Below are 16,609 nucleotides of genomic sequence, written 5' to 3'. Positions count from 1 at the left end.
CGCGCGAGGAACGCAACAATGAAGCGCATGCTGATCAACGCGACGCAGGCGGAAGAACTGCGCGTGGCCATCGTCGACGGCCAGAACCTGTACGACATCGACATCGAACAGCCGTCGAAGGAACAGAAGAAGTCCAACATCTACAAGGGCCGCATCACTCGGCTCGAACCCTCGCTCGAAGCCGCCTTCATCGATTACGGCGCCGACCGCCACGGCTTCCTGCCGCTGAAGGAAATCTCCCGCGACTACTTCCAGCCCGGCGTGGACCACCACAAGGCCGGCCTGCGCGAGCTGCTGCGCGAAGGCCAGGAGATCGTGGTCCAGGTCGACAAGGAAGAGCGCGGCAACAAGGGCGCCGCCCTGACCAGCTTCATCTCCCTGGCCGGCCGCTACATGGTGCTGATGCCGAACTCGCCCAGCGCCGGCGGCGTCTCGCGCCGGATCGAGGGCGACGACCGCGCCGCGCTCAAGGAGGCGATGGACAAGCTGACCATCCCCGACGACATGGGCGTGATCATCCGCACCGCCGGCGTCGGCCGCGACGCCGAAGAACTGCAGTGGGACCTGGACTACCTGGTCAGCGTGTGGAAGGCGATCACCGACGAGGCGCTGAAGAAGCCCGCCCCGTTCCTGGTCTACCAGGAGTCGCGCCTGATCATCCGCGCCCTGCGCGACTACATGCGCCCGGACATCGGCGAGATCCTGGTCGACACCGACGAGATGTACGCCGAGGCGCGCCAGTTCGTCGAGCAGGTGATGCCGCACAACCTGCGCAAGCTCAAGAAGTACGCCGACGACACCCCGCTGTTCAACCGCTTCCAGATCGAATCGCAGATCGAGAACGCCTACGAGCGCACCGTGCGCCTGCCCTCCGGCGGCGCGCTGGTGATCGACCAGACCGAGGCGCTGACCGCGATCGACGTCAACTCGGCGCGCGCCACCAAGGGCGGCGACATCGAGGAGACCGCGTTCAACACCAACCTGGAAGCGGCCGAAGAAGTCGCCCGCCAGATGCGCCTGCGCGACCTCGGCGGCCTGGTGGTGATCGACTTCATCGACATGTCGTCCAACCGCCACCAGCGCGAGGTCGAGAACCGCCTGTCGCACGCGCTCAAGCAGGACCGCGCGCGCGTGCAGATCGGCCGCATCTCGCGCTTCGGCCTGCTCGAGTTGAGCCGCCAGCGCCTGCGTCCGTCGCTGGGCGAGTCCAGCCAGCTGGTCTGCCCGCGCTGCGAGGGCCACGGCCGCATGCGCAGCGTCGAGTCGCTGTCGCTGTCGATCCTGCGCGTGGCCGAAGAGCACGCGATGAAGGAAAACACCGGCCAGGTGCTGGTGCAGGCGCCGACCGAGATCGCCAACTTCCTGCTCAACGAGAAGCGCCGCGCGCTGATGGAGATCGAAGCGCGCCACGACGCGCCGATCGTCATCGTCGCCGACGAGCACCTGGAAACCCCGCACTACGAAGTCACGCGCGTGCGCGAGAACGAAGTCGGCGAGGAAACCGCCAAGCCCAGCTACCAGCGCGGCACCCAGCGCAAGCTGCCGGTCCACGCGCTGACCAAGGCCCACCTCAACATTCCCGAAGCGCCGGCCGTCACCAACGTGCGCCCGGCCCAGCCCGCGCCGCTGCGCGAGCCGCGCGAAGCGCCGGCCGCCGCCGCGCCGGCGCCCGTCCCGGCTCCGGCGCCCGCGCCGGTGGCCGCGCCGACCCACTCGGTCGGCCTGGTCGAGCGCATCCTGCGCATCTTCCGCGGCACTCCGCAGCCGGCTACGGCCGCGCCGGAACCGGCTTCGCGCAACCAGGACGGCAGCCGCGGCAACGGCGGCCGCAACGAGTCGCGCGGCGAGCGCGGCAACGGCCAGCGTCGCAACGAGAACCGCAACAACGGCAAGGGCGGCCGCGACGGCCGCCGCGACGAGCCGCGCCAGCAGGACGCGCAGCCGCGTCGCGAAAAGCAGCCGCAGCAACAGGGCCAGGCCCAGGCCGGCGGCGCCCAGGCGCAGCAGCCGGGCCAGCAGAAGCAGCCTAAGCAGGGCCAGCCGCAGAACCCGCAGGCGCCCAAGCAACAGCAGCCGCAGCAGCCCAAGCAGGCGCAGAACCCGCCGGCCAAGCCGCAGCAGGACGCGGCCGCGCCGCAGGCCGGCAACGCCAATGCGCACAACGGCAACCCGGCCCAGAACGGCAATGCGCCGCGTCCGCCGCGCGAGCCGCGTCCGCCGCGCCAGGACGCCGCCGCTGAGGCCGTCGCCGCCGCCGCGGTCGTCGCGCCGGTCGCTGCGGTCGTCGCCACCGGCACCGCGCCGGCTGCCGAGACCCCGCTGAAGAACGAAGCCGTCGAAGCGGCTGTCGTCGCCGACGCCACCGCTGCCGGCACCACCGCTGGCGAGATCGCGAACAACGACGCCCCGACCGATGCCGCCGGCGATGCCGGCGAAAGCGGCGGCCGCCGCCGCCGCGGCCGTCGCGGTGGCCGTCGCCGCCGTCGCGGCAACGGCGAGAACGCCGGTGCCGAGGGCGGCGCCGACGGCGCGCTCGACGCCGACGGCGGTTTCGACGACGAGGACGATGCCGGCGCCGAACCGGGCCAGGCCCCGGCCGCCGCGCACCGTTCGCAGCCGGAGTTCGACTTCGACGACGTCGCCGCGCCTGCACCGGCGCGCAGCGCCGCCGCTGCTGCCGCACCGGCCGCCGTCGCGGCTGCCGCGGTAGCCGCTGCGCCGGTCCGTCGTGAGGACGCCGCCAACGTCCAGGCCGACGCTCCGGCCGATTCGGCCCAGGCCGAAGCCGCAAACCGCGATGCGGCCGCGCCGGTCGTCAGCGAACGCGCGTCCTACGCTGCCGTCGCGCCGGTCCAGGCCGAAGCGGACCGCCACGCTGTCGCCAAGACCGACGCTCCGGCCGATTCCGGCGAAAGCGCGTTCGCGCCGAAGGCCGAGGCCCCGAAGGCCGAAACCGTCGCTGCGGTCGAGGCCGAAGCGCCTGCGGCCGCTGCGGTCGAAGTCGCTGCCGCCGCCGAGCCGGTCGCGGTCGCCCCGGCCCCGGTCGAGCCGTCGAGCTACACCGACAGCCGCGCCGAGGCCCCGGCCCAGGCCGAACCGGCCGCCGAGGCCGCTCCGGCCCAGGTCGCCGCTGAGAGTGCGATCCAGGCTCAGCCGCAGGCCGAAGCCGCACCTGCGGTCGTCGCTGCCGCGCCGGTCGAGCCGGCCGTGACCGTCGAAGCGACCCCGGTCGAAACCGCGGTCGTGGCAACGCCGGAGCCGGTCGTCGAGCCGGTCGTGGCGGTCGCCGAAACCGTGCAGCCGAGCGAAGCCGAACTGGCCCAGGCCGAAGCCGCGGCGCAGGCCGCGGCCTCGCCGGCGCGCGAAGCCGCCCAGGCCGTGCCGGGCTTCAGCTTCGCCGCGCCGCCCGAAGCGCCGGCCGCGCCGGTCGCCGAAGCGGCCGTCGACGCCGAGCCCGCCGCCGATGAGCCCGCCTCGCCCTTGCTGCCGAGCACCGCCGGCCTGTTCGACGGCCTGCCGCATCCGGTCGCGCCGGCGCCGGTGGCCGACAACGCCGAAGCGGCGGCCGACGGCGAGAGCAAGCCCGCCGACGGCGACAACGGCGACGGCTCGCACGAGCACCGCGCCTGATCGCGGGGCGGCTGCGACGCGGCCGCCCTGCCCTCGCCGCGAAAACGAAAACCGGCCGCTCACGCGGCCGGTTTTTTTATGCCTGGCGGTGTAGATGAGCCCGCAGCGAAAGCGCCGCGCGCGAAAGTCCGTGCGGTAGCGCCTGCAACAGTGCGCGAGCATGCAGGCGCGAGTACGAGCACGCGCGACAGCAAAATGGATTCCGGCTTTCGCCGGAATGACGGCAGGAAGGTCGCTCGTGCGCTTCCCCATTCCGTCATTCCGGCGAAAGCCGGAATCCATTTTGATTTACCCGCTTGACCTGCGATGGCCGCGGCTGCGCATATCCGCCCGTGCGAGCCCGCCACCGAGCGCCGGCTTCACTACCCGCCGGCGCTCTGCGCGCCCGGCTCCAGACGAATACGTCGGATCGCCTACCCGCCCGCCTTACAACGAATGCGCCGGATCGGCCAACCCGTACTGCGCCGCCAACCGCGCCAGGGCGATGGTGTCGGTGATCGTCAGCTTCTCGAACAACCGGGTCTTGTGGGTGTTGACGGTCTTCGCGCTCAGGCTCAAACGCTTGGCGATCTCTTCCTGGCGGAAGCCCTGCACCAGCAGCAAGGCGATCTCTTCCTGGCGGAAGCCCTGCACCAGCAGCAAGGCGATCTCCAGCTCGCGCGGCGAGAGCTCGTCGAACGGCGAGGCGCCGCCGTCGAGCGTGGACAAGGCCAGGTGCTGGGCGATGTTGCTGGCCAGATAGCGCTTGCCGCGCGCCACGTCGCGGATCGCGCGCAGCAGTTCGCTGGCGTCGCCGCCCTTGCCGACATAACCCGAGGCGCCGGCTTCGAGCAGGCGCTTGGGCATCGGCCCGTCTTCGAGCACGGAGACGATGATCACGCGGGTGCCGTGGTCGCCCTTGACGATGCGCTCGGTGACTTCCAGCCCGCTCACGCCGGGCAGGTGCAGGTCGCACAGCACCACGTCGGGCTTGAGCTTGCGGATCAGCGGCAAGGCTTCCTCGCCGCTCTCCACATCGGCCAGCACTTCGATATCCGTCTCCGCCGAGAGGATCATGCGCATGCCCGTACGCACCAGCGCATGGTCGTCCACGATGAATACACGGATGGTCATACCGTCCCCAGAACTGCCTTGAAGCCCACGCCAACGAGGCTACGCGGCGCCCAGGGGGCCGCGCAAGGCATTGATATTTATTGGCTCACCGCCGACGCCCTGAGCCGCACCGCGTCCGCACCGAGTCCTGCATCTGGCCGCGCCGAAAAGGCGCACGCCGGCTGCCATGCCGCCCGCAACCGATGAACTGGGTCACAACTTGGCAATCCCTAGGCTGAGTTGCTAGTGCGAGCGCGCGGCAATGGTATCTCAGCGCCGCGCGATTGAACGCAATCGCCCGCGCAAACCGGGAAAAAACCGCGGCGGCGCGCGCGCTGGACGCCGCCTCCCTAGGGGATCGCGGCCCGAGGGTGTATCCGTCCGAAAGCGGCCGGTCGCGCCCCGGCGCGCATGCGATGCTGGGCCTCCCCTCCGCCGCGAGCCGCCCCATGACCGCGCAAGACCAACGCGCCGAACGATTCCGCCATCTGCACGCCGACGGCCTGTTGCTGCTCGCCAACGCCTGGGACGCCGGCAGCGCGCGCCTGATCGAGAGCCTGGGCGCCGCCGCCGTGGCCACCACCAGCGCCGGCGTGGCCTGGGCGCACGGCTTCGCCGACGGCGACCACCTGCCGGTGCCGCGCCTGATCGCCACCGTCGCCGACATCGCCCGCGCGGTGCGGGTGCCGCTGAGCGTGGACATGGAAGGCGGCTATTCCGACGATCCCGACACCGTCGCCGACCACGTCGCCGGAGTGATCGAGGTCGGCGCGGTCGGCATCAACCTCGAAGACGGTGGCGGCGCGCCCGACGCGCTGTGCGCCAAGATCGAACGGATCAAGCGCGCGGCCGCGCGGCTGGGCGTGGCGTTGTTCGTCAACGCGCGCACCGACGTCTATCTGCGCGGGTTGGCGCCGGACGCGCGCCGCGTCGAGGAAACCCTGGCGCGCGCCGCGCGTTACCGCGAGGCCGGCGCCGATGGCTTGTTCGTGCCCGGGCTGACCGACGAAACCCAGGTGCGCGCGATCGCCGCCGATTGCGGCCTGCCGCTGAACCTGCTCGCCCGCGCCGCGCTGCCGCCGGCGGCGCAACTGCGCGACTGGGGTGTGCGCCGGCTCAGCGCCGGTTCCGACCTCGCCCAATCCGTGCACGCGCTGACCCAACGGCTCGCCGCCGGTTTCCTGCACGACGGCGACAGCAAGCCGCTGGCCGCCGCGGCGATGGGCTACGGCGAACTCAACGCCTTGTTCGAACCGCGCTGACTCTTCGTGCGTTGACTGACCGCGCGCTGATCGTTAGCGCGCCGAGCGGGCGCGCCGCTCAGCCGCGTTCGAGCGCGCGCGCCAGTTCGTCCAGATCGGCGACGAACATCAGCGCGCGGCCCTCGCCGCACTCGCGCACCCAGTCGCGCAACGGCTGGCTGCGCTGCAGGTACGCCTGGATATCGCCGACCACGGCCAGTCGCAAGCGATAGTTCACCGCCTTCTGCGCGATCTCGCCGGCCAGCCCGCTGGCGAGGCGGAAGAACGCCGCGTCCAGCCGCGACACCGGCAACGCCAACACCGTCGCGCCGGCGAACGAGGCTTCGCCGATCAAGTCGGTCGCCGCGCGCGCGTCGGCGATCGGCGCGCCTGCTTCCGCGCACACCAGCACGCGCTCGGCCCCGAACGAGAGCACGGTGAAATCCGGATTGGGTGCCGATGCGTCGGCGACGTTGTTCATATCGATGAACCCAAGGAAGCGGCGTCACAGTCTCGCACGCGCTGCGCGCAGGAGCGCGCGTTTCGTCGCCGACGCGCGGTAGCCGACGCACGCGGCAAGCGCGAAGCGTATACGGCGAAACGGCAAACGCCGCGAACGAAAACGCCGGATGGCGAACGGCTGCGCAATCGGCTGCGTCATCGAGCGCGCGCATCATGCCGCATGCGCACACGCAGCCGCCGCGACAGCGCTTACCCAATAGCGCCGCTGCGACGCCGATGCGCAAAGCGTGACCGCGCACGCAATCGTCGCGAGCGCATCTGCGTTCTCAGCCCGTGGGATGCGCCCGCGCCAAGCTGACTGGCCATGACAACCCTCACTTCGGAAGCCTTGCATTCGTTGCCAGACTGCGCCGGCGCGGCCGCCCACAGGCACGCGATGAACGGCGCCGGCGACCGCGGAAACGGAATTCGATCACGTTCATTTCAACGCGAACGGATGCCCGATGTTTCCGCGGCAGTCGCGCCGCCCCAGCCCGGTCGCGAACCGATCGTCTTCGCGCCCGTCTCGATCCCCGTTCACGAGTCGCCCGTCGCGACGTTGCCACCGGACTGTCGCACCGCGACCCGGTCGCCGTCGGGCGGCCTCGCCTGTCGACGTCTCCGGAGCCCGCTGCGCCCATGTCCCGACTCGAATCCGCTTCCCCGTTGAACCCTGCACCGTCGCTCGCGCCGCAACTTAGCGACGCGCGCGACGACGCCGCGAACGATCTGCAGCAGCGATTCGAACGCCATGCGCAGCGGCGGCCCGATGCGATCGCGCTGGTCCACGACGGCCAACGCATGCGCTACGGCGAACTCAACGCGCGTGCCAACCGGCTCGCGCAGACGCTCATCGAAGCCGGCGCCGGCCCCGACCGGCTGGTCGCGCTGTGCGCGCAACGCGGCTTCGCCCTGCCGGTCGCAGTGTTGGCCACGCTCAAGGCCGGCGCGGCCTACGTGCCGTTCGATCCCGAGCATGCTTCGACGCGGCTGGCCGCGATGCTGGCCGATGCCGCACCGACGATCGCGCTGTGCGACGCCGCCGGCCGCGCCGCGCTCGGCGCGCAGGCGCTGGCGCCGCTGCGCGTATTCGATCCGCTCGCCGATTCGGTGTGCGACGATGAGCGCGCCTGGACCGCGCGCGATCCGCAAGCGAACGCGTCGCGCCCGCAGCACCTGGCCTACGTGATTTACACCTCCGGCTCCACCGGCGCGCCCAAGGGCGTGATGATCGAACGCCGCAACCTGGCGCATCTGTGCGCGACCGAACTGACGCGGCTGCGCATCGACGCCGACAGCCGCATCGCCCAGTTCGCATCGCCGGGCTTCGACGCCAGCGTGCTGGAACTGGCGATGGCATTGGCTCACGGCGCGCAACTGCATCTGGCCACCTCCGCGCAGCGCGCCAGCGCCGAGGCGTTCAACCAATGGTTCGAACGCGAACGCCTCACCCATGCCTTGCTGCCGCCGGCGTTCGTACAGGGCCGCGCGCTGCGCTTCGCCCGCCGCCCGGTGCTGATCCTCGGCGGCGAAGCGCCCAGCCCCGCGCTGGTGCGCGAACTGAGCGCGCAGGCGACCGTGGTCAACGCTTACGGCCCGACCGAAATCACCGTGTGCGCGACCCAATGGATCGCGCCCGATATCGAAACCGAAGCGGACGCACTCGCCGACGCGCCGGTACCGATCGGCCGCGCGCTCGCCGGCGTGCGCGTGTACCTGCTCGACGCCGACGGCCGACCGGTGCCGCGCGGCGAAACCGGCGAGATCCACGTCGGCGGCGACGGCGTGGCGCGCGGTTACTTGGGCCGGCCGGAACTGAGTGCGGAACGCTTTCTTGCCGATCCGTTCGCCGGCGAAGCCGGCGCGCGCATGTACCGCACCGGCGATCTGGCGCGCGAACTCATCGACGGCTCGCTGCTGTTCCTCGGCCGCAACGACGATCAGATCAAGCTGCGCGGCTACCGCATCGAGCTGGGCGAGATCCAGGCGCGCCTGAGCGAGCATCCGCAGTTGCGCGAATGCGCGGTGGTGGCGCGCGCAGACGCCTCTGGCGAACCGAGCCTGGTCGCCTACTACGCCGGCGCAGCCGGACCGGTGACGCTGCGCGCCTTCCTCGCGCAACGCCTGCCCGGCTACATGCTGCCGGCCGCGTTCGTGGCCGTGCCGACGCTGCCGCTGACCGGCAACGGCAAGCTCGACCGCGCCGCGCTGCCGGCGCCCAGCGACGCCGACCGCGCCCACGCCGACTACCGGCCGCCGCAGGGCGAGGACGAAACCACGCTGGCGCAGCTGTGGCGCGAACTGCTCGGCATCGAACGCATCGGCCGCGACGACGATTTCTTCGCCCTCGGCGGCCATTCGCTGACCGGCGCGCGGTTGCGCGTGCGCCTGCGCGAACGCAGCGGCGTGGACCTGCCGATGCAGGCTTTGTTCGATCACCCCACCCTCGCCGCATTGGCGCAGGAGATCGCGCGGCAAAGCGCGCGCGCCGAAGACGCGCAGCCGCCGCTGCCGCCGGTCGAACCGGCGCCACGCGACGGCGCGCTCGCGGTCTCGCACGCGCAGCAGCGCTTGTGGTTCCTGCACCGGCTCGACCCGGACGCGGTGAGCTACAACATGCCGCTGCGCCTGGAGCTGGACGGCGAGCTCGACCGCGCCGCGCTGGGCCGCGCCCTGGACGCGGTGTTCGCGCGCCACGAGGCGCTGCGCACGGTGTTCGACTCGGTCGACGGCGACGTGCAGGCGCGGCTATTGCCGGCCGCGGCCGGCCTGGCGCTGGCCGAGCACGATCTGCGCGGCGCCGGCGACGCCGCGGCGCGCTTGCGCGAGCTGTGCGAGATCGACGCGCGCACGCCGTTCGATCTGGCCGCCGGGCCGTTGATCCGCGCGCGCCTGATCCGCACCGGCGAGCGCCGCCACGTGTTGATGCTGGTCCAGCACCACATCGTCTGCGACGGCTGGTCGCTGCATCTGCTCGGCCGCGAGCTCGGCGCGCTGTACGCCGCGCAACGCGCCGGCGCGCCCGATCCGCTGCCGCCGCTGCGCGTGCAATACCCCGATTACGCCGCCTGGGAGCGGCGCTGGCTGCACGGCGAGCGGCTGGCGCCGCAGGCCGCGTACTGGCGCGAAACGCTGGCCGGCGCATCCGGCTTGTTGACCTTGCCGAGCGACCGTCCGCGCCCGCCGCGGCCGTCGCACGCGGCCGGCGCGCTGCCGCTGCGCGTGGACGCCGCGCGCGTGCAGCGCTTGCAGCAGCTGTGCCGCGCCCACGGCTGCAGCCTGTTCATGGCCGTGGCCGCGGCCTGGGCGGTGGTGTTGGCGCGCCTGTCCGGACAGGACGAAGTGGTGATCGGCACGCCCTCGGCCAATCGCGAGCGCGCCGAGATCGAGCCCCTGCTCGGCTTCTTCGTCAACACCCTGGCCCTGCGCGTGAACCTCGCCGACGAGCCCGACACCGCGCAGCTGCTGCAGCGCGTGCGCGCCGCCGCGCTCGGCGCGCAGGCGCACCAGGACCTGCCGTTCGAACAAGTGGTCGAACTCGCCCAGCCCGAACGCCGCGCCGACCGCACGCCGCTGTTCCAGGCGCTGCTGGCCTGGCAGAGCAACGAAACCGGCCGCTTCGACCTGCCCGGCCTGGAGGTGCGCGCCAGCCAGCCGTTCGCGGCGGTGCGCTTCGAGCTGGAGCTGCATGTGCGCGAGCAGGACGGCGAACTGGTCGGCGAGCTGGGCTACGCCAGCGAACTGTTCGAGGCCGCCACCATCGAACGCCAACTCGGCTGCCTGCACGCAGCGCTGGACGCGATGTGCGCGCAGCCGCAGCACGCGGCCACGCGCATCGCCCTGGTCGATGCCGCGCAGCGGGCGCATCTGCTCGACGAACTCGGCCGCGGCGAACCCGAAGCGCAGCCGGCCGCGCCGCACTGCGTGCATCGCCTGTTCGAACGCCAGGCCCGCGCGACGCCGCACGCGACCGCGCTGATCCACGGCGACCGGCGCATGGACTACGCCGAACTCGACGCCCGCGCCGACCGCCTGGCGCGGCGCCTGCGCGCTTGCGGCGCCAGCGCCGACGCGCGCATCGGCCTGTGCGCGCAGCGCGGTTTCGGCGTGGCGGTCGGCGCGCTGGCCGCGCTCAAGGCCGGCGCCGCCTATGTGCCGTTGGACCTGGACCATCCGCGCGAGCGTCTGGTCCAGATCCTCGCCGACGCGGCGCCGGTCGCGGTGCTGGCCGACGCGGCCGGACGCGATGCGCTGGCCGCGGCGCTGCCCGATGGCGTAGCGGTGCTGGATCCGGACGACGATGGCGATGGCGACGACACGCAACACGCGTCGCCCGCCGAGCCGCACCCCGATCACCTCGCCTACGTCATCTACACCTCCGGCTCCACCGGCGCGCCCAAGGGCGTGGCGATGCCGCACGCGCCGCTGGCGCAGCTGCTGCACTGGCAGCGCCAGGCGCTGGCGCCGGCGCAGCGGGTGCTGCAGTTCGCCGCGATCGGCTTCGACGTGGCGTTCCAGGAAATCTTCGGCGCGCTGTGCAGCGGCGCGGCCCTGGTCATGATCGATGCGCGCCAGCGCCTGGACATCGCCGCGCTGCCGGCGTTGCTGGCCGCGCACGCGGTCGACCGCCTGCACTTGCCGTACATCGCCGCGCAAAGCCTGGCCGAAGCGGTGCAGGACTGCGACGACGCGGCGCTGGCCGGGCTGCGCGCGCACCTGCGCGAGATCGTCGTCGCCGGCGAACAACTGCGCCTGACCGCGCCGCTGCGGCGGATGCTGCGGCGCCTGCCCGATTGCCGCCTGCACAACCACTACGGCCCGACCGAAACCCACGTCGCGGTCGCCTGCGCGCTCGGCCCCGATCTCGACGCCGAGCCCGATCACGCACCGATCGGCCGGCCGATCTCGGGCAGCCGCGTCTATCTGCTCGACCGCCACGGCCAGCCGGTGCCGCGCGGCGCGGCCGGTGAGCTGTATCTGGCCGGCGCCTGCGTCGCTCGCGGCTACCTGGGCCGGCCCGCGCTGGAAGCCGAGCGTTTCCTCGCCGATCCCTTCGCCGGCGGCGCTGCGCGCATGTACCGCACCGGCGACCTCGCCCGTTTCCGCGCCGACGGTCGGCTGGAGTTCCTCGGCCGCAACGACCAGCAGATCAAGATCCGCGGCTTCCGCATCGAGCCGGGCGAGATCGAAGCGCGCCTGGCCGAACATCCGCAGGTGCGCGAATGCGCGGTGATCGCGCGCGAACGCCCCGATGGCGCGACCGCACTGGTCGCCTACGCGGTGCCGGCGCACGGCGACGACGCCCCTATCGACGCCGATGCCGACGCCCACAGCGAATGGGCCGGCGCGCTGCGCGCGCATCTGGCCGCGCGCCTGCCCGACTACATGCTGCCCGCGGCCTTCGTCGCCGTCGCCGCGCTGCCGGTCACGCCCAACGGCAAACTCGACACCCGCGCCCTGCCCGCGCCGGACGCGCACGCATTCGCCCACGCCCGGTTCGAAGCGCCGCGCGGCGCCACCGAAACCGCGCTGGCGCAGCTGTGGCAGGAACTGCTGGCGGTGGCCCGGGTCGGCCGCGGCGACCACTTCTTCGAACTCGGCGGCCATTCGCTGATCGCGGTTCGGCTGCTGAGCCGGATCGCGCGCGCGTTCGCGGTCGAGCTGCCGCTGGCCGAGCTGTTCGCGCGGCCGCGCCTGGCCGACCTCGCCGCGGCCATCGACGCGCTCGCCGCACGCGACACCAACCGCGCCGCCTTCGCCGCAATCGGGCCGCGCGACCCAAATGCCATCGACGACAGCGCGCTGCCGCTGTCGCTGTCGCAGCAACGCCTGTGGTTTCTCTCGCAGTTCTACAGCGTCAGCGCCAACTACCACATTCCGCTGGCGCTGCGCCTGCGCGGCGCGCTCGACCCGGCCGCGCTGCGGCGCGCGCTGGAGCGCATCGTCGCCCGCCACGAAGCGCTGCGCAGCGTATTCTACGAACGCGCCGGCAACGCCCGGGCGCGCCTGCTCGATCCCGCCAGCGGCATCGACTGGGCCGAATGCGATCTGCGCGGCGACGACGCGCAGGCGCACCTGCGCGCGCGCATGGACCGCGAGGTGGACGCGCCGTTCGACCTGGAACGCGGGCCGCTGCTGCGCGCGCGCCTGTTCCGCCTCGGTGGCGACGAGCACGTGCTGTTGCTGGTGCTGCACCACATCGTCGCCGACGGCTGGTCGCTGGGCGTGCTGATGGACGAGCTCAGCGCGCTGTACGCCGCGTTCGCCGCAGGCCACGCCGATCCGCTGCCGCCGCTGCCGCTGCAATACCCCGACTACGCGGTCTGGCAGCGCCGCCACCCCGACGACGCGCGCCTGCGCGCCCAGGCCGACTACTGGCGCGCGACCTTGGCCGATGCGCCGGCGCTGCTGGAACTGCCGGCCGACCGGCCGCGCCCGCCGCAGCAATCCTTCGACGCCGGTTTCGTGCCGCTGCACCTGGACGCCGCGCTCAGCGCCGCGCTCAAGCGCTGCGGCCAGCGCTTCGGCGCGACCTTGTTCATGACCGTGCTGGCGGCGTGGAGCGCGGTGCTGGCACGGGTGTCGGGGCAGGACGACATCGTCGTCGGCGCCGCCACCGCCGGCCGCAACCGCCACGAGACCCAGGCGCTGATCGGTTTCTTCGTCAACACTCTGGCGCTGCGCATCGACCTGTCCGGCGCGCCCGACGCGGCCGCGCTGCTGGCGCGCGTGCGCGCGGCCACGCTCGACGCGCAGGCGCACCAGGACTTGCCGTTCGAACAGGTGGTCGAAGCGCTGCGCCTGCCGCCGCGGCTCGATCGCGCGCCGCTGTTCCAGGCCATGTTCGCCTGGCAGAGCGATGAGGATGCGCTGCCGCGCCTGCCCGGCCTGGAGGTACGCGGCGAACCGCTGCGCCTGCGCTGGGCCAAGTTCGACCTGGAACTGGTGCTGGGCGAACGCGACGGCCTGATCGAAGGCGGGCTCAACTACGCATCGGCGCTGTTCGACGCCGCCACCATCGAGCGCCATCGCGATTATCTGCTGGCGGCGCTGCGCGCGTTCGCGGCCGAAGACGCCCGCCCGCTGGCGCAGTGGCCGCTGCTGCCACCGCGCGAGCGCGAGGAACTGCTGCACCAGCGCAACCGCGACCAAACCGATTACGACCGCGACGGCCTGCTCGATGTCGCCTTCGCCCGCCAGGCCGCGCGCACGCCGCACGCCGACGCGGTGGTCCACGGCGAGTCGAGCCTGAGCTATGCCGAACTCGATGCCCGCGCCAATCGCCTCGCCCACGCGCTGATCGCGCGCGGCATCGGCCGCGGCGACCGGGTCGCGCTCGGCGCGCAGCGCGGCTTCGGCTTCATCGCCGGCGTGCTCGCCATCCTCAAGGCCGGCGCGGTCTATCTGCCGTTCGATCCGGCCTATCCTTCGGCGCGGCTCGGCCGCATCCTCGCCGACGCCGCGCCGGCGCTGGCGCTGTGCGACGCCTCCGGCCGCGCCGCGCTCGATGCGCTCGACGCAGCCGAAGACTCGGCCGCGCCGCCGCGCCTGGATCTCGACGACGCGACGCTGTGGCAGCAACAACCCGCGCACACGCCGCAGGTGCCCGGCCGCGAGGCCGCGGACCTGGCCTATCTGATCTACACCTCCGGCTCCACCGGCGCCCCTAAGGGCGTAATGGTCGAACACCGCAACGCGATGCATCTGGCCGCCGCGCAGGTGCGCCGCTTCGGCGTGAGCCGGCGCAGCCGGGTGCTGCAATTCGGTTCGATCGGCTTCGATGCCAGCGTGTTCGACCTGTTGATGGCGTTCGTGCGCGGCGGCGCGCTGTACCTGCCGGAACCGGCCGATCGCGCCTCGGCCGCGACGGCGATGGACTTCATCGAGCGCCACCGCATCACTCACGCGACCCTGCCACCGGCGCTGCTGCAAGGCCAGGCCGTGCCGCGCTTCGAGCACCGCCCGACCTTGCTGTTCGGCGGCGAAGCGCCGAACCCGGCGCTGATGCGCGCACTGTCGGCGCACGCGCGCGTGGTCAACGCCTACGGCCCGACCGAAGCCACCGTCTGCGCCAGCGCCTGGACCGCACCGCGCGACTTCGCGCGCCATCCCGAAGCGCCGCTGCCGATCGGCCGGCCGCTGGCCAACGTGCGCCTGTACCTGCTCGACGCGCAGCGCCAGCCGGTGCCGACCGGCGCGGTCGGCGAGCTGTACATCGGCGGCGACGGCGTCGCCCGCGGCTATTTCGGCCGCCCCGACCTCACCGCCGAACGCTTCCTCGACGATCCCTTCGACCCGAAGCCGGGCGCGCGCATGTACCGCAGCGGCGATCTGGTGCGTTACCTGCCCGACGGCGAACTGCTGTTCGTCGGCCGCAACGACGAGCAGATCAAGCTGCGCGGCTTCCGCATCGAACCGGGCGAGATCCAGGCGCGCCTGGGCGAGCATCCGACGGTGCGCGACTGCGCGGTGATCGCGCGCGAGGACCGCGCCGGCGAGCCGTACCTCGCCGCCTATGTGGTCGCCGACGCCGGCGACGAAGACGCGCTCGCCGCCACGCTGCGCGCGTTCCTGGCCGAACGCCTGCCCGATTACATGCGCCCGGCCGCGTTCGTGCGCATGGACGCGCTGCCGCTGACCGCGCACGGCAAGCTCGACCGGCGCGCGCTGCCCGCGCCCGGCGGCGGCGATTTCGCCCATGCCGCTTACCAGCCGCCGCATCCCGGCGCCGAACGGCGCCTGGCCGCGCTGTGGCAAGAACTGCTGGGCGTGGACCGGGTCGGCCGCCACGACGATTTCTTCGAACTCGGCGGCCACTCGCTGCGTGCAGTGCAGTTGGCCGCACGGCTGCGCGACGAATTCGACGCGCCGGTGCAGGTGCGCGAACTGTTCGCGCATTCGCGTCTGGACCGCATGGCTGCGCTGCTGCAACGTGCCCCGTCCGCGCAAAACGACGGCCCCAACCTGGGCGCCGAAGCCGAGCTCGACGCATCCATCGACGGCGCCGGTTTACCGCCCGCCACGGCGCCTGCTCACTGCCGCGAACTGCTGTTGACCGGCGCCACCGGTTTTCTCGGCGCGTTCCTGCTGCAGGCGCTGCTGCAAGGCACCGACGCGCGCGTGCACTGTCTGGTCCGCTGCGCCGACGAGGCCGACGGCCGGCGCCGGCTCGAAGCCGCACTGGCTGCGCTCGGCCTGGCCGGCATCGCCGATCCGGCGCGCGTGATCATCGTGCCCGGCGATCTGGCCCAGCCGCGCCTGGGCTTGAGCGAAGCCGCGTTCGCCGCCTTGGCCGAACGCATCGACGCGATCTACCACAACGGCGCCTGGGTCAACTCGCTGCACGGCTACGCCGCGCTCAAGCCGGCGAACGTCGAAGGCACCGTGGAAGTGATGCGTCTGGCCGCGCACACCCGGCGCAAGCACGTGCACTACGTCTCGACCCTCAGCACCCTGCCCGCGCCGTCGCAGGCGCGCGCGCTCGGCGCGCCGGCCGCGGACGAAGAAGCGCTGGCGCGCTGCTGGCGCGCGCTCGGCAGCGGCTACGCGCGCAGCAAGTGGGTGGCCGAACGCCTGCTGCGCGCCGGCGGCGAACGCGCGCTGCCGTTCACCGTCTACCGCCCCACCCACATCGCCGGCGCCGGCCGCGACGGCGCCTGCAACGCCAGCGACGCCTGGAGCCTGTTCGTGCAGGCCTGCTATCGCCTGGGCAGCGCGCCCGACATCGACCTGCGCATGAACTCGCTGGCGGTGGACCGCATGGCCGCGGCGATCGTCGAGCTGTCGCTGCGCGACGATTGCAACGGCCGCAGCTTCAACCTCGCCGACCCGCGCGGCTATCGCCTGGCCGACTGGATCGACTGCGCACTGCAGCAGCCCGGCATGGCCGCGGCCAAGCGCCCTTACCCGCAGTGGCTGCGCGAATGCGCGGCCGATCCGGCGACCGCGGCGATCGCTTCGATCCTGCCGCCCGAACTGACGCCCGACGACGGCAGCCACGACGACGAGGACGTCGTTATCTCCAACGCCATCGCCGAACAGCTGGATCCGACGCGTTTCCCCACCCTCGACCGCGAACACCTGCGCCGCTGCGCGCAGTGGCTGTACCGCCATCGCGATTGAGCCGCCGCCCTTCCCCACATCGA

5 protein-coding genes are annotated in these 16,609 nt (G+C 72.6%); 3 read left to right on the top strand and 2 right to left on the bottom strand.

Annotation, left to right across the window (positions count from 1 at the left end; translation table 11 throughout):
• Window positions 1–27 precede the first annotated feature (27 nt).
• Window positions 28–3,630 carry an Rne/Rng family ribonuclease gene (locus tag BLU84_RS15740; RefSeq protein ID WP_083382752.1) on the top strand — a complete coding sequence of 1,201 codons (3,603 nt, stop codon included), beginning with the start codon at window positions 28–30 and terminating at the stop codon, window positions 3,628–3,630.
• A gap of 426 nt (window positions 3,631–4,056) precedes the next feature.
• Here the strand turns inward: BLU84_RS15740 and BLU84_RS15735 are convergent, their stop codons facing one another.
• Entirely contained in the window at window positions 4,057–4,743 is a 687-nt protein-coding gene (locus BLU84_RS15735; protein ID WP_074869274.1) for a response regulator, read from the bottom strand.
• A gap of 428 nt (window positions 4,744–5,171) precedes the next feature.
• Here BLU84_RS15735 and BLU84_RS15730 point away from each other — a divergent pair, with 428 nt between their 5' ends.
• The gene (locus BLU84_RS15730) at window positions 5,172–5,984 is read left to right on the top strand and encodes an isocitrate lyase/PEP mutase family protein (protein ID WP_074870254.1); all 813 of its coding nucleotides are present in this window, start codon (window positions 5,172–5,174) and stop codon (window positions 5,982–5,984) included.
• A 58-nt stretch (window positions 5,985–6,042) separates the two neighbouring features.
• Here BLU84_RS15730 and BLU84_RS15725 read toward each other — a convergent pair whose 3' ends face one another.
• Window positions 6,043–6,444 carry a DUF4180 domain-containing protein gene (locus tag BLU84_RS15725; protein WP_083382682.1) on the bottom strand — a complete coding sequence of 134 codons (402 nt, stop codon included), beginning with the start codon at window positions 6,442–6,444 and terminating at the stop codon, window positions 6,043–6,045.
• A gap of 659 nt (window positions 6,445–7,103) precedes the next feature.
• Between BLU84_RS15725 and BLU84_RS15720 the strand changes: the two genes are divergently transcribed.
• On the top strand, window positions 7,104–16,586 hold the full coding sequence (locus BLU84_RS15720) for a non-ribosomal peptide synthetase (protein WP_083382681.1): 9,483 nt from the start codon (window positions 7,104–7,106) through the stop codon (window positions 16,584–16,586).
• Window positions 16,587–16,609: the final 23 nt, after the last annotated feature.

The organism is Lysobacter enzymogenes (assembly GCF_900106525.1).
Lineage (GTDB): Bacteria > Pseudomonadota > Gammaproteobacteria > Xanthomonadales > Xanthomonadaceae > Lysobacter > Lysobacter enzymogenes.
The sequence above is the reverse complement of the archived record's forward strand: the minus strand, read 5'-3'. Positions and strand labels throughout refer to the sequence as shown.

What these genes read in the sequence shown, in the direction of transcription:
- BLU84_RS15740 (WP_083382752.1), top strand. Translation starts at nt 28, where the DNA reads ATGCTGATCAACGCGACGCAGGCGGAAGAACTGCGCGTGGCCATCGTC.
- BLU84_RS15735 (WP_074869274.1), bottom strand. Translation starts at nt 4,743, where the DNA reads ATGACCATCCGTGTATTCATCGTGGACGACCATGCGCTGGTGCGTACG.
- BLU84_RS15730 (WP_074870254.1), top strand. Translation starts at nt 5,172, where the DNA reads ATGACCGCGCAAGACCAACGCGCCGAACGATTCCGCCATCTGCACGCC.
- BLU84_RS15725 (WP_083382682.1), bottom strand. Translation starts at nt 6,444, where the DNA reads ATGAACAACGTCGCCGACGCATCGGCACCCAATCCGGATTTCACCGTG.
- BLU84_RS15720 (WP_083382681.1), top strand. Translation starts at nt 7,104, where the DNA reads ATGTCCCGACTCGAATCCGCTTCCCCGTTGAACCCTGCACCGTCGCTC.